Origin of the sequence: Paenibacillus sp. FSL H8-0261 (genome assembly GCF_045040645.1) — a bacterium.
Lineage (GTDB): Bacteria > Bacillota > Bacilli > Paenibacillales > Paenibacillaceae > Paenibacillus_AQ.
Window position 1 is genome coordinate 1,132,047 of sequence record NZ_CP150297.1, and the last position, 18,916, is coordinate 1,150,962.

The following is an 18,916-nucleotide window of genomic DNA, read 5'->3' on the forward strand; positions in this document are numbered from 1 at the left end:
TCGATACTTACGGTAAGAGAGATTATTTCTCTTAAATTGAAAAGGCAAACCTATCGAAAGGTAGGGACGCAAAGCTATAGGGCCTTCGAAAGAGTGGCAGCCTGGCTACCGAAAGGGAGATTATTTTGAAAGCTTACCGTACGTATCGATTATTTGGCGCATTTCTGTCACTCGTCTTGTTTCTGACTGCACTTCCGCTTACTGTTGGAATTTCGCCGTCTGTTGTCATAGCTGCTTCAAATTCTGGAACGCCAGTTACCCCAGGAGCCTCACCTGAAGCCGTAAAGCTGCTTAACTATTTTTACTCGATCTCAGGAAAAGGTATTATTGCTGGTCAACATGACTATTTAGAAAGTCCAGATGAAATTAACAATATGCTGAAGGGAACCAGCGGACAATATGCCGCTCTTCACGGTTATGAACTGGGCGCGATCAGCGGTCAGTCAGAAGGAACGATGGCCTGGCAGCGTCAAAATGTGGTGAACAGCGCCATCAACTGGAATAAAGCGGGCGGGATCGTAGCTATGACTTTTCATGCTAACCTGCCGGGCACCTCTTATGACTGGGATAATGTGAAAAAATCACTTAGTCAGAATGAGTTCGATAGTTACGTTACACCGGGTACCAAGCAATATAACAATCTGATCGCTGAACTTGATAAGGTGGCAGTCTCTTTAAAAAGCTTGCGCGATGCCAATGTTCCGGTGCTTTGGAGACCCTATCATGAAATGAACGGGAACTGGTTCTGGTGGGGGAAGAAAAATAACTTTTCTAAACTTTGGAATATTATGTATGACCGTTTTGTTAACGTTCATAAATTAAATAACTTGTTATGGGTATGGAGTCCGAATGCTCCCAATGTTTGGTCAGATCCTTATGCGCTAACTTATCCAGGTGCTGATAAAGTAGATATTCTGGCAGCAGATATATACGAAAATGATTTCCAGCAAAAATACTATGACAGCTTGTTGAGTCTAGCCGCAGGCAAACCGATTGCGATCGGGGAGAATGGTGAAATGCCTAATCTGGAGAAGCTTCAGCAATCACAAAGTAAATGGACGTATATGATGAGCTGGGGAAAAATGCTTTACGAGAATAACAGTGCAGATACAATCAAAACATTTATGAATAGCAACTATACCCTAACTAGAGATAAATTAAATACTAGTGTGGTACCGACACCTAGCGCCGCACCAGCGCCGGCACCTTCCGAAGAAGAGGGGGAGGCAGCAATTCCTCTCGCGAAGGGGCTTGCAGGAGAGTATTACAACAACATGCAGCTATCGGGAACAGCAGCTCTTACTAGAACTGATGCAATTATCGATTTCAATTGGCGGCAAGGATCGCCGGATGCCGCCCTCGGTATTGATCGTTTCTCCATACGTTGGAGCGGTAAAATTAAGCCATTATATGATGAGCAATATACATTTTACACTACCTCAGATGATGGCATCCGTGTGTGGGTGAATGGGCAATCCGTGATTGATAGTTGGACTAAGCAAAGTGGTACTGAGCGTAAGGGTAATATAACGCTGAAGGCTGGCCAGCTATACGATATCAAGGTGGAGTATTACGAAAATGAAGGCGATGCGAGAGTCCGCTTGATGTGGGAAAGTGCTAGTCAAGCTAAAGAGACAGTTCCAGCAAGTGCACTTTATCTTCCGGATGTCTCCTGATTGATGAAAATTAAAGGTCGATCCTTAGTAGCTCTGCGTTATAGCAGAGCTACTAAGCTATAGTCCTCATTAGGTCAGAAGACGATTGTCCGATAACAGGTATGTTTATTTAGCACCTGTGGAGGCAGTACAGCTACCGAAAGGAGGATTTATTTGCGTAAATATTATAAGCAAAACAGATTGTTGTTTACTATATTACCGGTGTTTATTATTTTTTCCTTGCTGCCTTGGGGAGAGGTTAAGGGTCTTCCGAAGGCTATGAGTGTTTCTTCCTCTCTTCCTCCGGCTATACCAAGCAATCCATCAGCTTCTGAAGAAGCCAAGCAACTGCTGAGTAATTTGGTGAATCTACGTGGCAAAGGAATCCTGTCTGGCCAGCATGATTATCTAGAAAGTCCAGATGAACTGGTTCATAAGCTGAAGAATACATCGGGACAAAATGCCGTTCTACATGGTTATGAATTGGGGGCAATTAATAATCAACCCGAAGGGACGATCGCAGAACAGCGACAAGCTGTTATAGACAGTGCAATGGAGTGGCATCAAGAGGGTGGCATTGTAGCCATGACATTCCATCAGAGTTTGCCGGGGACTTCTCCGGAATGGTCCAATGTAAACAGAAGTCTCAGTCAAGAGAAGTTTAATGCTTATGTTACGCCTGGGACGGCTCAGTATAAGAGTCTAATCTCTGATCTAGACGAGATCGCTGGCTATTTGGGACAGCTGCGTGATGCCGGAGTTCCAGTCTTATGGCGACCTTACCATGAAATGAACGGCGGTTGGTTTTGGTGGGGGAAAAAGGACAATTTTTCAGCGCTTTGGAATATTGTCTATGATCGTTTTGTAAACACACATCAACTGAATAATCTACTGTGGGTGTGGAATCCAAATGCGCCGAATGAATGGGCAGATCCTTATGCTGCATATTATCCGGGTGCGGATAAACTCGATGTTCTGGCTGCGGATATCTACAATAACGATTATAAGCAGTCCTACTATGAGGATCTGCTCGCACTTGCTGAAGGTAAACCTATCGGAATCGGGGAGAGTGGACAGCTGCCGAACCCGGAAGTATTAACCGAGAAACAAAATAAATGGGTCTATATGATGACCTGGGGAAAATTACTGACAGAAAATAATACGCTACAGTCAATTAAAAGCTTTATGAATGACTCGTTTATAGTATCGAGAGAGGATTACGTTCTCACAACAGGAGGCCCTTCGATAGCACCGGTAATCCCGGTAACCCTAGCGGGTTTAACTGGAGAATACTATAACAATACTGATTTAGAGGGAGAAGCGGTACTTATCCGCGATGATCGTAAGATTGATTTTAATTGGCATGGCGGGTCACCTGCACAGGAGATAGATGAAGATCATTTTTCTGTTCGCTGGAAAGGGAAGCTCAAACCTAAATTCAGTGAAAAATATACGATTTCGGCATCCTCTGATGATGGAGTCCGTGTCTGGATTGACGGAAAGCTGATCATCGATAATTGGAAGAATCAAAGTGCAACCCTTCATAAAGGAAGTATCCCGCTCACAGCCGGAACACTTTATGATATCCAAATTGAATATTATGAGAATGAAGGAGATGCTAATCTTCGCTTGCTGTGGGAGAGTTCCAGCCAGAAGCAGCAGGTGATTCCACAAGGGGCATTGTTCCTTCCTTAATCTAATGAAATGATAGGGTTAGACATTCCGGAAGAAAGAGAGGACCTATGGATGGGAATAACGAGGAGAATATCTAATAGAAAAAATAGGATAACTGCAAACAAACCATTACTGTTATTACTGAAATTCACCGCATTAACCGTCTTGTTTCTGTTGTCTGTCTCTGTTTTCGGAACGAATAAGACGAACGATTATAAGGTAGGTGCCAATATACCAAGATTAGCTACAGGAAGTGATGTTGCAGCAGAAATACCGGATGGTACTGTGATCTGGAATCTGGGACAACATGATGGCTCAGCAGCTGAGTTCGCTGCGAGTGGCACTTCTGGCAGTAAGAAGATATTTAATGTTCCTTCTTCAGCGCTCAAATCATCGGCTCTTCAGAGCTTGCCTGCAGGCTTGAATGGAAAGACCCAGCCGGAATTAACGATCACCTATCAGCTAAATAAGATCCCGGAGAATGGGGTCTTATTTAGCGTAGGAATTCTGGATGCTTATAAATCCGTGCCGCAAATGAGTGTGTTTTCCAATCGTCAATTGTCAGGGATCATTCAAATTGCGGGCGTATCGGGCACAGAAAGTGAATATAGCTTTCAAAAATCCTATGAATTATACATTCCCAAGGAGCAATTGAAGCTGGGAACGAACGAATTGAAGCTGCAAACGGTTCGCTGTTTATATTGCAGTGACAAAGAAGACGAATATTCCTGGTGGACTTGGGATAATCTCCGTTTAGAATCTCTTAACGCTCCAATTTCCGAGCCTATTCATGGCAGCTATACACTGACCGGAACAGTAGTGAATAATAAGCAGTTTTACTTTGATGAAGGTGCGGTTACGCACTTGCCTTATGTTATCAAATGGCTAGGGATGGCTTATAGCGGCAATGTGATGCGTACCAGCTGTGCCAGTGATGTCGGGAGATCCTGCTCAGATATGCTGGAATATTACAAGGTATTGAAGGATTACAACATGCAGGCGGTTGCTCTGTATTTGCATACTGGTGATATTAAGCTTAAGGCAGATGGATCGTTGCCTGCTGATGCGGAGAAAAAGCTGACAGATTATTTTGAACAATATAGCCCTTATTTTCAATATTATGAGGTAGATAATGAGCCAGGGTTATTTAATCGTTCTAAGGCAGTGAACCTGGCGATTGCGGACTGGTTGAATAAAAAGGGTAAGCAAATCGCGCCCCATTTACAAACTGTTGCTCCGGGCTGGGCGTATTGGCCGAGCTACAGTGAAGATTCCTGTGGTAATCAGAAGGGAACCGGGAAGGAATGTGGAGATCCGGATGGCTGGGAACGTGATCCAGAGCAACGTATGGAGCTGGAGAAGGTTACGGATTTGACCAATGGACACTCCTACGGTGACTCTTATATTTTTAGTAATGGAGGAAGCTTTACTGAGAATTTGAAGACCTTCACTGGCGCAGACAATGGACTTGGCAAAAAAATGCTGACCACTGAATTTGGTACCTCGGACAGTCATGTGGATGCCTATCAATACGGGGCAACGGAGCGGACAGCGGCTGTATTCGACCGGATCATGCGTGCGCATATTGGTTATGCGGATATGTTTGTGCAGCATGCTGCTTTTTTTAAGGATTTCAGTTTATTCAAATACGGGTTTAATTTAGAAGAGCATGATCCGGCGACCACAGAGATTTATTATACAAAAGAAAATGAGGATTCACGTGTCAGCATCATGAGAAGGCTCAGTCTTGCCTATGCTACACATGGAGCTCCGCTAACTTATCAAATTGCCAACAAAGATGTGTTAGCCGACAAGCTGGTATATGTTCGGGCCGTGGATACTTCTACATTGAAGCCTCTTGCTGGAAGCGGGGCGACTTCAAATAAGGTACTGGTTAATTTCGTTAACTTTGAGTCTACTCCACAGACCGTGAGTGTAAATGTGACTATGCCGAAAAACGGGGTGTATGAAGGGGAGCGTTTTGGAAACGGGGATACGTATGAAAAAGCAAGAAGTTATGTAACAGGTAAAAAGGCTACTCCCACGTTAACCTTTACGGAGACACTTGCTCCGGGAGAGGCTGTGCAGTATATTTTGCAGCCTTCCACTGAAGTAAAGCCGTCGGCCCCTAAAGGATTCAAAGCCGCAGCAACAAAAGGTTTAGCTGTAAAATTAAATTGGTTGGAGGCACCAGGAGCAAGCTTTGAGCTGCTTCGCGCTGAAGGTAGCGGTGGGGAAATGAAGGTGGTAGCCACCGATGTGAAGCTTACAGAATATACGGATCATAATTTACGTGAAGGGACGTTATATACCTACGCGGTAAGGGTATCCGGCTCTAATTTACTGTCCGATAAAGTTCAGATTACAGCCACCGGACTGGTTCCTCTGGATCGTACTAAATGGAAGGTATCCTCAAATGTGAATACGGCAGCATCAGCTCCTAGTCTGGCTATCGATGGGGATCGGCGCACGCGCTGGGATACGGGGAAACATCAGGCCTCCGGAGAGTATTTTCAAATTGATCTGGGTGAAGCACATGAAATTGAAAGAATAGATTTGGACAGCACGCTTTCACCTTTTGATTATCCAAGAGACTATGTAGTCTATATTTCTGACGATGCTCAAAACTGGAACAAACTCACGTCTGGTAAAGGTGCGAAAGAGCTTACTAAGATATCCTTTTCTAAAGTGAAGACGAGGTATATCAAAATTGTACAGACCGGATCCGGCGGGAATTATTGGTCCATTCAAGAGCTGCAGGTGTATTCCAGAGAATAAGGGTATCATTTGAATTTATATAATCATTTATAGCGCATACTAAATTACTGTGAGATAGATCTACAATGGAATAGGGAATTCTTCCCTATAAATTTTGTGTTTTAGGGTTGAACAGGTGGAATATAGGGAATTTCTCCCTGTATTCCAGCGGATATCGCCGTTTTTTAGAAAATCCTCCGTATTATAGGGAGAAATTCCGCATAACTGGGCAATTGTGAGGAAATCATCCTAAATAGAGGGAGTTTTTCCCCATAAAACTCCTTCCCCAACGCCCCATCACAATTTCTTAGACTGAGTGCAGAAGGTGGGGGAGTTTGGGATATCCTCATAGATCAGAATGTATATGTTCCACGGCATATATTATCTTTCTCTTTCTCGAATAAACGGAAGCCGTCCTTAAAAGGACGGCTTCCGTTTATTCTTGTTTAAATCCATTAAATGAAACGAAGTCCAGACATATACGGCAAAGGAATGGCATCGGAATCCTCTGATCTCGCTGGATCAAAGAGCAGCGAGATCAGCTCCTTGTCGTCCTGCACGGACGACAAGTCGAGGCCCTTGCGGCAGCCTTCGGTCTGCCGCAATAGCGCTTCCCGGTCTGCGATGCAGACCGTCCCGCTGTTCGCGCCGCCGCTTAAGCTGGCGCCGGCGTCCCGCAGAAGCGCGAGCAAGCCGCGCTCCTGCCACGGCACAGGCACTTGCAGCGTGCCAACGCCGCCGCACAAGGCTGCCTTGGCCAGCAATGCCGCTACCGCGCTCGGCTGGCCGGCCCATTCCACCGCCGTCGCCGCGTTTGGCGCGGGCACGTCTGCCGCCGCGGGCACAGCCACCGCGGCGAACCCCTCGATGCTGCCGTCCCGAACGGCTACGAGTGTGCGCTGGGCTAAGCCCATCACACCCGCGTAAGCCTCGGTCCCCAGCAGCAGCGCCAGCTCACCCGGACTATATACATGTCCGGCTTCGCGTTCATTGAGCAGCCGGTAGACTCCGAAGAAGTCGCCCGGCTGCATTGGCCGCAGCGTCCATTCTTCTCCTGCTGCGGCTGCTAGAGCCTGAGCTGAGCTTGCGTTCAGCTCGGCAAATTGCGTACCTCCGAACGGTACGCACCCAGCTCGGGTGTATAACGAACGATCACCCGAGACAAAAATCAGCGATGCCTCGGCCTCGGCAGCATGACTCTGGCATAGCTGTAGAAGTTGGCCCGCCAGTCCTTGGCCCCGAAAAGCGGGATCGGTGCAGACAGCACCTATGGAGAATACATTCAGGAAAGCATCTCCAGTCTTGATCGTGGAGGGTACGAGCCCCATGAAAGCAGCAACCGTTCCGTCATCGGCAATAGCCGCGTAGGAATGACTGAGTCCAGGGCGGAAAATAAGTGGAAACAGTTCTTTCATTGAAGTGGCACCCGGTTCACGAAAGACAGAATCTGCGAGCAGAGCCGCTTGGTCTAGCTCCGCAGGTTTAATTAATCTCAATTGCATAACATTCAACCTCCTATATGTACACACGATGGGGAGAAAGCATTTACATAAAGTATAAGGCCCGGGGAATGAAATCTCCAATCTTGTTTATATTATTCAATGTCTCAAAAGGATATCGAAAAGGGTAATAAAGTACATAAATAAGGAAGCTTCTTATATTTTAAAGCTAGAAGAGAAAGGGAAGTGAATAATCGGTGTCCCAACTTGCAGATAATATTATATTATTACTGGCAGCACTCCTGCTTGTAGGCGTATTTTCCACCAAGTTCTCCACTAAATTTGGAATGCCAGCTTTAGTGCTGTTTCTTGCTGCGGGGATGGTGCTAAGCCAATTTGTTTTTTTTAACAATGCTTCCTTAACGCAAATGGCCGGGATCTTCGCATTGGTTGTCATATTATTCGAAGGTGGCATGCAGACGAATATTAAGGATATTAAACCTGTTATTCGGCCGGCATTATCCTTATCAACGGTAGGCGTAATCATGACGACAGCCATTGTAGGGGTATTCGCTAAGCTGATCCTTGATGTGACATGGCCAGAAAGCTTTCTGTTTGGAGCGATCGTTGGATCGACAGATGCGGCTGCAGTTTTCTCGGTACTCGGCGGTAAGAACATTGATAAACGTCTGACCTCGACGTTAGAAGCAGAATCAGGAAGCAACGATCCAATGGCGGTGTTCTTGACAGTCTCGCTAATCGAATGGATACAGCATCCGGATATGGCGATATGGGGGCTGCTGTTGTCTTTTATATGGGAGATGGGCATTGGCTTAGTACTGGGTTTTGTGCTGGGGAAGATCGCAGTTTTCTGTATCAATCGAATTAACCTGGATTCCACAGGTCTTTATCCAGTAATGGCGATTGGCTTTGCTGTTCTGACCTATGGTTTATCAGCATGGGTACATAGCAGCGGGTTGCTGGCTGTTTATGTTATGGGCCTTACGCTTGGGAATTCCGAGCTAATGTATCACCGTACCATTATGAATTTTAGTCATGGTTTTGCTTGGATGATGCAAATATTTATGTTCATACTGCTTGGTTTGTTAGTATTTCCACAGGAGCTGGCGGAAGTGGCATGGCAAGGTATCTTGTTATCCGTCATTCTGATGGTTGTAGCTAGACCAATCGGTGTATTTATAAGCCTGCACTTTTCCAAATTTACGATCCGCGAGAAGACTTTGATTTCTTGGGCCGGACTTCGTGGAGCCGTTCCGATTGTGTTAGCGACTTATCCGCTGCTGGCTGATCTGTCTCACGGACGACTATTCTTTAATGTTGTGTTCTTTGTCGTACTGACCTCGGCGGTGATTCAGGGAACTAGTATTTCCCCGCTAGCATCTCGATTGAAGCTTGTGGGGCAAGAAGATTCAGATCAGCCTTCCCTGATGGAGCTGGTTGCTCTTGGCAAGACAGACTCGGAGTTTAACCATATTGGAATTAACCCTTATATGCCCATTGCTGGACAGAAGATTTCAGAAATAGGTCTGCCAGATGATATCTTATTTACGGCAATTATCCGCAATAAAAAGATTGTCACTCCGCATGGAAGTACTGTTATTGAGCCTGGGGATACTGTGTATGTCCTAAGTCCGAAGAGTAAGCGTGATGAGATGAGGGCTTTCTTCCGCAGCAGGAAAGGAAAGACAGCGGAGGAGGATGTTTCTTTAATCTAGAGAAGAGACTCTTTTACCAAAGTGTGACACACATAATAGGCTTTATAACATAAGCTGTGCTAGAATCGGCACAACATATAATCTCCAGAATAGTTGCAAAACGCGAAAGAGTGTGTTAAATTGTATATAGATTTAGAACGAGTCTAAATACAATTATAATAAATGAACCATAGGAGGTTTTATTAATGACAACACAATTAAAGAACCATACTGAACTGCAAGCTGCTTTGAACCGCCAAACTGCGAACTGGTTCCTGCTCGGGGTAAAGCTTCATCATTATCACTGGTATGTTAGCGGATCTCAATTCTTCACACTGCATGAGAAGTTTGAAGAGCTGTACAATGAAGCTGCGGGTTATGCAGATGATTTGGCTGAGCGTTTGCTTTCTATTGGTGGACAACCAGCCTCCACAATGAAGCAATATCTTGAATTGTCCGACTTACAAGAAGCTCGCGGCGGCGAAGATGCTAAAGGTATGGTACTTGAGCTCGTGAGAGACTTTAAGACTGTTGCTAAAGAACTGCAAGATGCAATTGCTACTGCTGAAGAATTGAGCGATCAACCAACTGCGGATCTGCTGATTGGCATCAGAAGCAGCATTGAGAAACATGCTTGGATGCTGAATGCCTTTATCGGCTAAGACAACATCCTTATAGGGATAGAATACACAAAGAGCGCCTGCGTATGGTTAACGCATGGCGCTCTTTTTTTTGAAGCATTCTATTTAATAAATACTCCACCAAATGGCACGGCTTCGCGCAGAAATCGTTTAATAATTCCATCATCGTTATTATCTCTTTCAAATCGGCGATTCTGGCGTCCGGCTTGAAACAACACAGGGCCGTGGCCCGTCATCTTCCAATGATAACTCATATGCTGGCTAGCTAAATGGTTGCCGTAAACGGTAAGCTCCAGCTTCGCATTCTCAGGATAGGCAATAATGCTGCCTGCATCCACATAGAGCGGATTGTAAGGATGAAGCTCAGCTTCACATACCGTACCTTCAGTCAATATACCAATGATGCCGTTACCCGTAAATTTCACTTTCACAATATCTCGTGTAACGAGCACATTCTTCATACTTAGCACTCGTGTATCCATCGTAACTCCCTTGCTGTAGAAGAAGAGATGTTTAAAGTCGTACAATAAATCGCTCTTTCCATCAAGCTGCAGAATCTTTACCCGATAACCTGGTGGAAGGGCGGCGACAAAATGGCAAGGGCCAGACATATCCGAACGAATCAGTTTTCGCTTGCGATAGATGCCCTTTACATCCATAAATCTGTCTGCCCGTCCAGTGGCAGGCCCTTGATAAGCGATAATTTGTTGTGGGTGCAGCACATGAACCTCTTCCTTCTCCCCAAGGGTGAAGGCTACGGCTTGTCCGCTCCCGCTGTCGCTTTCATCTTGGACATCGATGTTCATATTTCATCTCCCTCATGCTGTAGACGTGATCTTTACTGAATGTTCAAGATTAGCGCAGGCGGTCTCCTTTTCTAGAACGGTGAAGCATGCTGAAACGAACAATACGGATGAGTATAAAATACCCCAGAATTAGACCAATCCCCGTAAGAATAGTCACTTTGATTTTATGATAATATTCTTCGCGTGCCGTCCGGTCATTTTGCAACTCATCAACCATCTGCGTTAGTTGGCGATTCTGCTCCTGAAGGGCTTCGTTCTGTGTCCGGTAGGCCTCCATTTCCTGCATGGTATTCGTAAGCTTATCCTTCGCCTGTTGTAGCTCTTCAGCTGTCTGCTGAAATCCTTCTTTCAATTCATTGACTTCATTTGGAAGCTCAGAAAAGCTTTTGAATCCATTATAGATATCACTGAATATATTGGCTTGTGCTACTGGGGCCGGAAGAGATATGGAAAGAGTCAGCAGAAGCAGGAGCGAACATAACAGTTGTAGATATTTACGGTATTTACGTTGTTTCATCTATATAATCACCACCCAATTTAGGCTTATATTTCTTTTATTTTAACACAGCTTGACAGCTTCTGACAGCGTACGCTAAACGTGAATAGGGCTTCTTGGGTCAGTAATATTTGCCTGTTTGAAGTGAGGTTACACTTCCTTGTAAAGAACGATTTGGCTGTGCTCAACATGATTGAGAAGAGGGACTATTTATCGTATACTTTGGACGGAAAGGGGCTGCTGCGGAATGAATAAATGGCTTAAGACAATGTTATTTTTGGTCGGATCTGCTTTTTTGACGAGGTTGATTCCATTCTCATCTTTGTTTCGGAATTTGGACACGATGATTCATGAATTTGGTCATGCGCTGGTGACTTTACTGCTGTCTGGCAGTGTGCTGCGGATTGAACTATACGCGAATCATAGTGGGGTCACCTATTCAGCCATTCAAGATGGAGGAAGAGCGATACTGGTGTCGCTATCCGGGTATGTACTTGCTTCCTTATTCGCATTGCTTCTCTTCTATCTCTACAGTAAAGGACGGCATGATTGGGGACTTATCTTAGCTACTACAGTAGCATTGATTATGCTGGTAATGTACGTGCGGGGAAGCTTCGGAATGATGTGGTTAGGCGGGTTTATTGCGCTGAATGTTTTAATGCTGGTGGTGTGGAAAAAGGCCAGCAAATATTATTATTTGTTATTAGCTTTTTTGACCTTGGAAGAGTCTGTAATGGGAAGTTTATTTCTCGTATATGCGGCCGTTGTATCCCCATCTCGTGCGGGAGATGCCAGTAACCTGGCAAGGATGACATCGGTGCCGGCCATATTTTGGGCAGTCCTATTTTTTATATTTTCTCTGCTTTGCGCCAAATGGGCGCTGGGACTATTTTTTAAGCGGGAGCGAGTGCAGCCTAAACTTCAGAGTCGTTAAAGTTAAAAACATAAAATTTTCGTCATAAACAGACAAAAGGGGCTGTTTTTGCGAGAGTCAGTCTACTTAGTATGTAGAATGGCTCTTTTTTTGTCGATAATATAGAACCGAACATACATTCCATGACATGGAGTTGTCCGCCATTATTGGTACATTAATAGAAGACCCAAAAAAAGAAAGAGGTGGAAAATATGATGGAAAGTATTACTCCTATATTTACGTGGGGTCAAGATCGTATTTTTGCAGGTGGAAATCGGGATGTTGTTTTACTTGTCGAATGGAAAGGAAATTTGCCTTCAGAAAATAGCCGACCAAGCAGCCACAAAGTGGTTGCACGTGATATTGAACTACGAGTTTGGCTTGAGCCACATGTAACTTTTAAGCGCTGTTATGGATGTGAAATGGAGGCTGGAGAAGGGAATTCCCTCTTGCTTAAGCTTGGAAAAATAAAAACAGGACAACGCAAATTCATAGGATTGGAGTTCACTACTTCTAGTTCTGTAGCAGGTAAATATGAAGCATTATCCCTACAGTGGAAGTATAAAAAACCAACCGTAGAGCGTGTTCGTGAACTTCCCGTGAAGGTACTTGAGCTGGAGTACGCGCATCATACGCGCATTCTGAGCGATACTTGCTGCTTTTATGTTGAGAAGCATCTGGAATTGTTGAAGACGGCTGAAACGGTTGAAGCAGCAGAGGCACTACGAAGTAAAGGCCAGCATAGTGAAGCTCACGAAATGCTCAATCGACATGCGGATAAGATGTTGCTACTCGCAGTACGCTCTGGAGATCCTTTGCTGCTTAAAGAGGCTGAAATGTTGTATAAACAGATCGGGTTCGAGCATCAGCAACGAAGTAAAGCCGTTGGTGGAATTTAATATAGGACTCACTGCACGAGGATGCACATAAGCGAAAAAAGACCTATACATAAATTGGATTTTTCAGCGGATTCGGCGGAAAATTATAAGAAGAATTGTAATATAAAATGTGGTAACATAGTAAAAAAGTTCTATCACAATTTTACTTTTTTTCATAAAATAATGGGTCTATTTAACCATAAATCAAGGGGAACTGAATATGACAGACCGATTAATCCGACTGATGCGCATTATTACACTTGTTCAAGCCAAGCCAGGGATATTAGCCCGCGAATTGGCGGAACGCTGCGGCAACAGCGAGAGAACGATTTACCGGGATATGGACGCGCTTAGCGCCATGCATATTCCCATAACCCACCTGGGGCATGGAAAAGGTTATGCTTTTATTGGGAATTTTGCACTCTATCCCTTGGATTGGTCGGAAGAAGAAGCAAACGCATTTTCGCAATTACGCTATATTATGAAAGATATAAAACCAGCATTACCCATAGATTTTGAAAGCGCGTATGAAAAAGTAGTCGCAGCTGAATATAAACGTAAGGCGGAGAGAGAAGAAACAATAGAACGTGCAAGAAGAGAAGTAGGGGTGGGGTGGGCAGAAAGAAGCAGTTCACATATGGAACAACACTCATTTCTTACTCCGATCCTGGAGGCTTTATTAAAGCAAAAGAGTATTCAAGCGAATTATAGTGAGAATGCATTAGAAGAGAAAGGGATCACCATTGATCCTTATTGTCTGGTCCCGCTGGAAAGTCGTTTTCATCTCATTGGATTTTGTCATCGTCAGGGTGTTATTCGTACATATCATATCAACGATTTTTCTAATGTGAAGCCATTAAATCGTTTTTTTTCGAAGGAAGCGTTTGATGTGCAAGCCTTTATGAAGCAGAAATGGTCACTCGATAGGGATAGTTTACAGGTAGAATTCAAAGTGAAATTCTCGGAACGGGTAATGGAAGGAATTAAGAAGGACGAATTGCCTTTTAAGCCAAGTAAAGTGGATCGTCAATCTAGATGCTTTCACTTTAAGGTTGCCGTGGAACAAGATATAGGATTTGTCCGCTGGATTAAGAGATTCGAAGAGGAAGCGGAAATCATTGAACCGTACTATTATCGTGAAGTAATCAGGCAGCAGTTGGAAAAATGGAGTTCGCACTATAAATAGTGATACGCTCATTTGACCTTCGTTCAATTCGAAAGATGGGGTGCTTGAGCAACCATTTAAATGGTTGCCGGTGGCATCCTTTTTTTGCGAGTAAGTCCAAGATACTCATTTCTAACTATCTAATTATAACAATATATAACTAAACATATCCAAACACAACTCAATCTATAGAAAATCGAAAAAACGTATGCTAGAATAGCATCTACATATATACATGTGAAAATGGGAGGAATGGAAATGTTTAAGAAATGGTCAGTCAGGATCTTTGGTGTATTAGCAATTTTTTTGGTTGTGAATTTATCTGTGGGCGCAGGGTTGGAGGTAGAGGCAGCCGCCAAGAAGACAGAGATTATAGTATCCGCTGCAGCCAGCTTGCAGGATAGCTTAGATAAAATGGCGCTTCTCTATGAGAAGAAGCATCCCGATATTGATTTGGTCTTTAATTATGCTGCATCTGGCACATTACAGAAGCAGATTGAGCAGGGTGCTCCGGCGGATCTGTTCTTCTCTGCAGGGGATAAACAGATGAATGCGTTAGTGGATGCTGGACTGATCTCTGACCATAAGGTTCTGCTTAAGAATCAGTTGGTTCTAGTCGTACCTTCGAATTCAAAAGCTTCATTAAATACAATCGCTCAACTTACGGATAAATCCTTTAAGAAGGTAGCGGTAGGGCAGCCTGAATCTGTGCCCGCTGGCCAATATGCTCAGCAATCGTTAACTGCGAAGAAGGTATGGGATACGCTGCAAAACAAACTTGTATTTGCGAAGGATGTACGTCAGGTTCTGTCTTACGTCGAAACGGGGAATGTCGATGCAGGCTTTGTATATAAGACAGATGCATTGACTTCAAAAAAGACGAAGATCGCCCTTACTGTAGGCCCGCATGTTCACAAAGCTATTAATTATCCGGCGGGTATCGTGAAGGATTCAAAGAATCAAAAGGAAACTAAAGAATTTTACAATTATCTTCAAAGCAAAGAGGCTAGTGATATTTTTGCAAGCTATGGCTTCTTGCTTCCTTAAATAAGAAATCATAAGTAGAAGCGGGGTGAATAAGGATGGAAATAAATTGGACTGATTTCTTCGCCCCGGTATGGCTTTCCGTTAAAATTTCAGTAATTACCAGCATCATTGTATTTATTCTTGCAACGGCCGCGGCTAAGGCTATGGCAGGTCGCAAGTTCCCTGGTTATAGCTTGGTCGAGACGGTAATGCTGCTTCCACTTGTGTTGCCGCCGACAGTTGTCGGATTTGTGTTGTTGGTCGTCTTAGGTCGTCGCAGCTGGATTGGCAGATGGTATGAACAAATGACGGAGCATACGATCCTTTTTACATGGGGGGCTGCGGTTATCGCTGCAGTTGTCGTAGCTTTTCCTCTCGTTTACCGTACGGTGAAGGCGGGCTTTGAAGGCGTGGAAGCGGATCTTGAAGATGCGGCGCGTGCGCAGGGAGCGAGCGAACTGCAGGTACTGCGTTATGTCACATTGCCCCTTGCAGGTCGATCACTCGCTGCTGGGTATGTTCTAGGTTTTGCCCGCGGTTTAGGAGAATTTGGCGCAACGATCATGGTAGCTGGAAATATTCCTGGCCGCACGCAGACTGTACCTACAGCGATCTATGTCGCGGTGGATGGCGGCAACATGACCCTTGCTTGGATGTGGGTGTGCTCCATTATTGTTATGTCTGCTGTGATGTTGATGTTTGTGAACCGGCGTACTTAATTATGCTCGACAGAGATCGCTCCGCTGACCTCAGTGGGAATGTCGATTGGAAATCTTGATAAATTTAAAAAAACCTAGCCCATCCAGGAGTAACCTGGGATGGACTAGGTTTTTTTTCTTTAGAAACGCACCGTTAAAACAAAACCTCTTTAATAAGAAGCAAGCTTGTGACTATCAGGTTTCGTAAATAATCGTCCCGGTTTCCGTGAGATCATATCCGTGAATGGACCCAAGCTCACTTTGAAAGGCTGGCGAGCGTAAAATATCAATCACAGTGGTGATCCAGTGCTCATTTCCCGGTGTCTTGAGCATCACTAGATCATAACACTCCTGAATCAAGGGAATGAAATCAACGCCGTCGACAATCTGAGCAGCCTTCTCAGTACCGATGGCCACATCGGCTTCTCCTCGTGACACTTTACCAGCGACTGCCAAATGACTATTCTCCTCCTGCGCATATCCAGATAGGCTTGCGGCAGGAATGCCGTGCAATCGGAGTTGCTCATCCAATAACACACGTGCACCAGCGCCTCGTTCTCTATTAATCAGTGTAAGTCCATCCTGTTGCAGATGAGACCATTCATGAAGACCTCTAGGATTTCCCTTTTGAACATACAATCCTGCACTTCGGGTCAACAGACGCACTACAACATAAGAGAAGCCTACAAGGATTTTACGAATATAGGGAAGGTTATATTCTCCAGTATCCCCGTCGAGCAGATGCGTACTGACGATGTCCGACTCGCCCTGATACATGGCAATCAGACTATCTAGACTGCCAGCGTAAGAACGAAGAGGGCGCTCAGTGGGCAGGCAACGCTCCAAATAGGTGGCTAGAATATCGAGTGACATATCCTGACCCGTAATCACGAGGCTGTGTCCTGTAGCTTTACTATTAAATTGGCCAGAATGTGTGGCAACTTGTGTTAGATTTGCTCCAGCAAAAGTCAGCGGCGATGTCGATAGGGTCATGCCACTTCGAGCATTCTGTTTGTAGGCTTCTAAATCGGATTGATCCACACGCATCTGTTTTCCTACACGGTAGGAGGGAAGCTCCCCTTTTTTAATCAGATCATATACTTTTAATTTCGAGATCTTCAGTAAACGGGCAATTTCCTCAGTCGTATAGGATGTGTTATCAGACATGACAAAAGCCTCCAGAACTTCATAATAGGACAAGACTACCTTATTTTGAAGTCCTGTGCAATTAGGCTATTGTGCTTTACCTGCCTGCTGTGTATTGGATAATTTGATTAATTCTGAAACGGTGACAAATCGGAAACCTTGCTTTTCTAATTCCGGCAAAATAATTTTGAGCGCTTCTCTGGTTTGAGATTGTCCATGCACATGATCATGAAACAGGACGATATCACCATTATGTGCGTTTCGAATAACCTTGTTCGCGATACTCTGCACGCCAGGGCGATTCCAGTCACGTGTATCTTGATGCCAGGACCATAAAATAGGCTTTAGGCCCATGTTATTTGAAGTATCAACTAGTGTCTCGTCATACATGCCACCCGGGGGTCTGAACAAAGCACTATGCTTTCCAGAAACCTTTATGATTTCTTCTTCGGTTAAATTAAGCTCCCGCTCAAACTGGGCTTTATTAATAGGTTTTCTAAAATAGACGTGATTGTAGGTATGGTTAGCTAATTCATGTCCTTCGGAAATGACTCGTTTCGCCACATCTGGATACGCTGCAATTCTTTTTCCTATGGCAAAGAAGGTGCATTTCGCATGATATTGACTCAATACCTTTAATATTTGATCGGTTTCAGAAGGGTCAGGACCGTCATCAAACGTTAATGCAATCACTTTTTGGTTAGTATGTACTTCCCAAATCATGTCTCCTCTTTTTTCGTAGTAGTCGCGGTTCTTGCTCGGGCTACCTAGAGCGGAGTTCGTGAAGCATAACAAGAGAGAGAGGGTAGTCATCATAATTTTGCTGCTAGTTTTCATGAATTCACCTGTTTTTTTTATTTTAGAATGCTCCTTTGGAGGGTCAAAATATTCATAGTTTCAGTTTTGTAAAGACAATCAGCCTTTTTTCATGTTCTTTCTTCTTTCTGCTATATCTCCCTGTACAAGTAATAAGATTCATTCTGGCTTCAGTAGACTTTCCAAAAATTCGTTCCAAGGGTGCTTCAGCAGTGGTGAAGATTTCTACAGACTCTACAATATAAGTTAGTTTTCGCCCGTCCGCATTGGATACCGTTATTTCATCACCGTGCTTAAGCTTTTTGAGGTTGAAAAAAATAGCTGGACCAATATAACTATCCACATGCCCGTCTAAAATTACATTTCCCTTAGCACCTGGTAATATTCCTGGGTACAGAATTCCTGCAATATTGCTATCCTTAGGGACGTCCATTTGTCCATCTGGAAGCAATGTAACGGTCTCTATTTTGGCGCTTACTTTAATAGCTGGAATGCTAAGCTGAGTAGGCAGGATAGGTTTGGGTAATGATGGTTTAATATCGATCTTTTGAATAGCTTTAGTAGGAGTTATCGTTTCTTGCTGCTGTGTTTGTAGTGACTTCGTGTCTGGTCTGCTTTCCTGCGAATGTGAGTCAGTACAACTGGCAGTGGTTAAAGTGATGAAGGTTAATATAAATGAAGATATCCATTTTTTCATGTGTAAGAAAAGAAAGAGGGGATTCCCCCTCTTTCATCCTCCCTATTCAGTTTGTTCGCTAGCACCGCCATGGCCTGTTTTTGGCATTTTTGTTGCTTTCATGTGAATGCTCTTAGTGTTAATGCTTTTAGCCTTCATGCTCTTTGCATGAATTCCTTTAGTGGAGTGGCTCTTCATATGCATTTTCTTTTCATGCATTTTATGTTCTTTTTCTTTCTTCATTTTTTCAGCATGTACTTTTTTCTCATGTTTCGTTTCGGTTGGTGCAGCAGAAGCAGAAGCCGCAGAAGCAACGGATAGCATCAAGCAAGTGGATAAAAGAGCTACGGACAATTTCTTCATAATCATTTAGTGGATTCCTCCTAGATGTTTTTTGCCTACGAAGATTAATATC

Annotated in this window: 17 protein-coding genes and 1 riboswitch; of the genes, 10 read left to right on the forward strand and 7 right to left on the reverse strand. The window is 44.2% G+C overall.

The genetic code is table 11. From position 1 onward, the window contains the following. Window positions 1-33 precede the first annotated feature (33 nt). Window positions 34-113: riboswitch (cyclic di-GMP riboswitch) on the forward strand. A gap of 12 nt (window positions 114-125) precedes the next feature. From MHI27_RS04915 to MHI27_RS04925, 3 genes are all read left to right on the forward strand, one after another. Beyond that, window positions 126-1,676 (forward strand): glycosyl hydrolase, encoded by a 1,551-nt coding sequence (locus MHI27_RS04915; protein ID WP_405175734.1) that lies wholly within the window; start codon window positions 126-128, stop codon window positions 1,674-1,676. A 153-nt stretch (window positions 1,677-1,829) separates the two neighbouring features. Continuing rightward, window positions 1,830-3,350, forward strand: coding sequence for a glycosyl hydrolase (locus MHI27_RS04920; RefSeq protein ID WP_405175735.1), 1,521 nt, complete (start codon window positions 1,830-1,832; stop codon window positions 3,348-3,350). A gap of 51 nt (window positions 3,351-3,401) precedes the next feature. Beyond that, complete coding sequence (locus MHI27_RS04925; protein WP_405175736.1) at window positions 3,402-6,107, forward strand: discoidin domain-containing protein; 2,706 nt, start codon at window positions 3,402-3,404, stop codon at window positions 6,105-6,107. Window positions 6,108-6,541: 434 nt separating this feature from the next. On the opposite strand, the gene MHI27_RS04930 is transcribed toward MHI27_RS04925, so the two are convergent. Then, on the reverse strand, window positions 6,542-7,588 hold the full coding sequence (locus tag MHI27_RS04930; RefSeq protein ID WP_405175737.1) for a GNAT family N-acetyltransferase: 1,047 nt from the start codon (window positions 7,586-7,588) through the stop codon (window positions 6,542-6,544). Window positions 7,589-7,782: 194 nt separating this feature from the next. Here MHI27_RS04930 and MHI27_RS04935 point away from each other — a divergent pair, with 194 nt between their 5' ends. Beyond that, window positions 7,783-9,261: a potassium/proton antiporter gene (locus MHI27_RS04935; RefSeq protein WP_042185195.1), complete on the forward strand. Its 1,479-nt coding sequence runs from the start codon at window positions 7,783-7,785 to the stop codon at window positions 9,259-9,261. A gap of 185 nt (window positions 9,262-9,446) precedes the next feature. Then, complete coding sequence (locus tag MHI27_RS04940; protein WP_042185198.1) at window positions 9,447-9,902, forward strand: Dps family protein; 456 nt, start codon at window positions 9,447-9,449, stop codon at window positions 9,900-9,902. 80 nt (window positions 9,903-9,982) lie between these two features. Here the strand turns inward: MHI27_RS04940 and MHI27_RS04945 are convergent, their stop codons facing one another. Together MHI27_RS04945 and MHI27_RS04950 are read right to left on the reverse strand one after the other, a co-directional pair. Next, entirely contained in the window at window positions 9,983-10,687 is a 705-nt protein-coding gene (locus MHI27_RS04945; protein WP_042185200.1) for an AIM24 family protein, read from the reverse strand. A gap of 49 nt (window positions 10,688-10,736) precedes the next feature. Further along, window positions 10,737-11,204, reverse strand: a complete 468-nt coding sequence (locus MHI27_RS04950; protein WP_339245157.1) for a hypothetical protein — start codon at window positions 11,202-11,204, stop codon at window positions 10,737-10,739. 226 nt (window positions 11,205-11,430) lie between these two features. Here MHI27_RS04950 and MHI27_RS04955 point away from each other — a divergent pair, with 226 nt between their 5' ends. From MHI27_RS04955 to modB, 5 genes are all read left to right on the forward strand, one after another. Next, a complete protein-coding gene (locus MHI27_RS04955) occupies window positions 11,431-12,117 on the forward strand; it encodes a M50 family metallopeptidase (RefSeq protein ID WP_076283905.1) in 687 nt (228 codons plus the stop codon). Between the two features lie 191 nt (window positions 12,118-12,308). Next, window positions 12,309-12,995: a hypothetical protein gene (locus MHI27_RS04960; RefSeq protein WP_042185207.1), complete on the forward strand. Its 687-nt coding sequence runs from the start codon at window positions 12,309-12,311 to the stop codon at window positions 12,993-12,995. A 199-nt stretch (window positions 12,996-13,194) separates the two neighbouring features. Further along, complete coding sequence (locus MHI27_RS04965) at window positions 13,195-14,160, forward strand: helix-turn-helix transcriptional regulator (RefSeq protein WP_405175738.1); 966 nt, start codon at window positions 13,195-13,197, stop codon at window positions 14,158-14,160. A 231-nt stretch (window positions 14,161-14,391) separates the two neighbouring features. Then, the gene (gene modA, locus MHI27_RS04970) at window positions 14,392-15,186 is read left to right on the forward strand and encodes a molybdate ABC transporter substrate-binding protein (protein WP_405175739.1); all 795 of its coding nucleotides are present in this window, start codon (window positions 14,392-14,394) and stop codon (window positions 15,184-15,186) included. A 35-nt stretch (window positions 15,187-15,221) separates the two neighbouring features. Continuing rightward, window positions 15,222-15,884, forward strand: coding sequence for a molybdate ABC transporter permease subunit (modB, locus tag MHI27_RS04975; protein WP_042185211.1), 663 nt, complete (start codon window positions 15,222-15,224; stop codon window positions 15,882-15,884). A gap of 174 nt (window positions 15,885-16,058) precedes the next feature. On the opposite strand, the gene MHI27_RS04980 is transcribed toward modB, so the two are convergent. The 4 genes from MHI27_RS04980 to MHI27_RS04995 form a co-directional block, all read right to left on the reverse strand. Next, window positions 16,059-17,030, reverse strand: coding sequence for a helix-turn-helix transcriptional regulator (locus MHI27_RS04980; protein ID WP_339245167.1), 972 nt, complete (start codon window positions 17,028-17,030; stop codon window positions 16,059-16,061). Between the two features lie 66 nt (window positions 17,031-17,096). After that, window positions 17,097-17,732 carry a polysaccharide deacetylase family protein gene (locus MHI27_RS04985; RefSeq protein ID WP_231573388.1) on the reverse strand — a complete coding sequence of 212 codons (636 nt, stop codon included), beginning with the start codon at window positions 17,730-17,732 and terminating at the stop codon, window positions 17,097-17,099. A gap of 166 nt (window positions 17,733-17,898) precedes the next feature. Then, complete coding sequence (locus MHI27_RS04990) at window positions 17,899-18,522, reverse strand: class F sortase (protein ID WP_042185215.1); 624 nt, start codon at window positions 18,520-18,522, stop codon at window positions 17,899-17,901. A 42-nt stretch (window positions 18,523-18,564) separates the two neighbouring features. Next, entirely contained in the window at window positions 18,565-18,870 is a 306-nt protein-coding gene (locus tag MHI27_RS04995; RefSeq protein WP_052404166.1) for a hypothetical protein, read from the reverse strand. Between the last annotated feature and the right edge of the window lie 46 nt (window positions 18,871-18,916).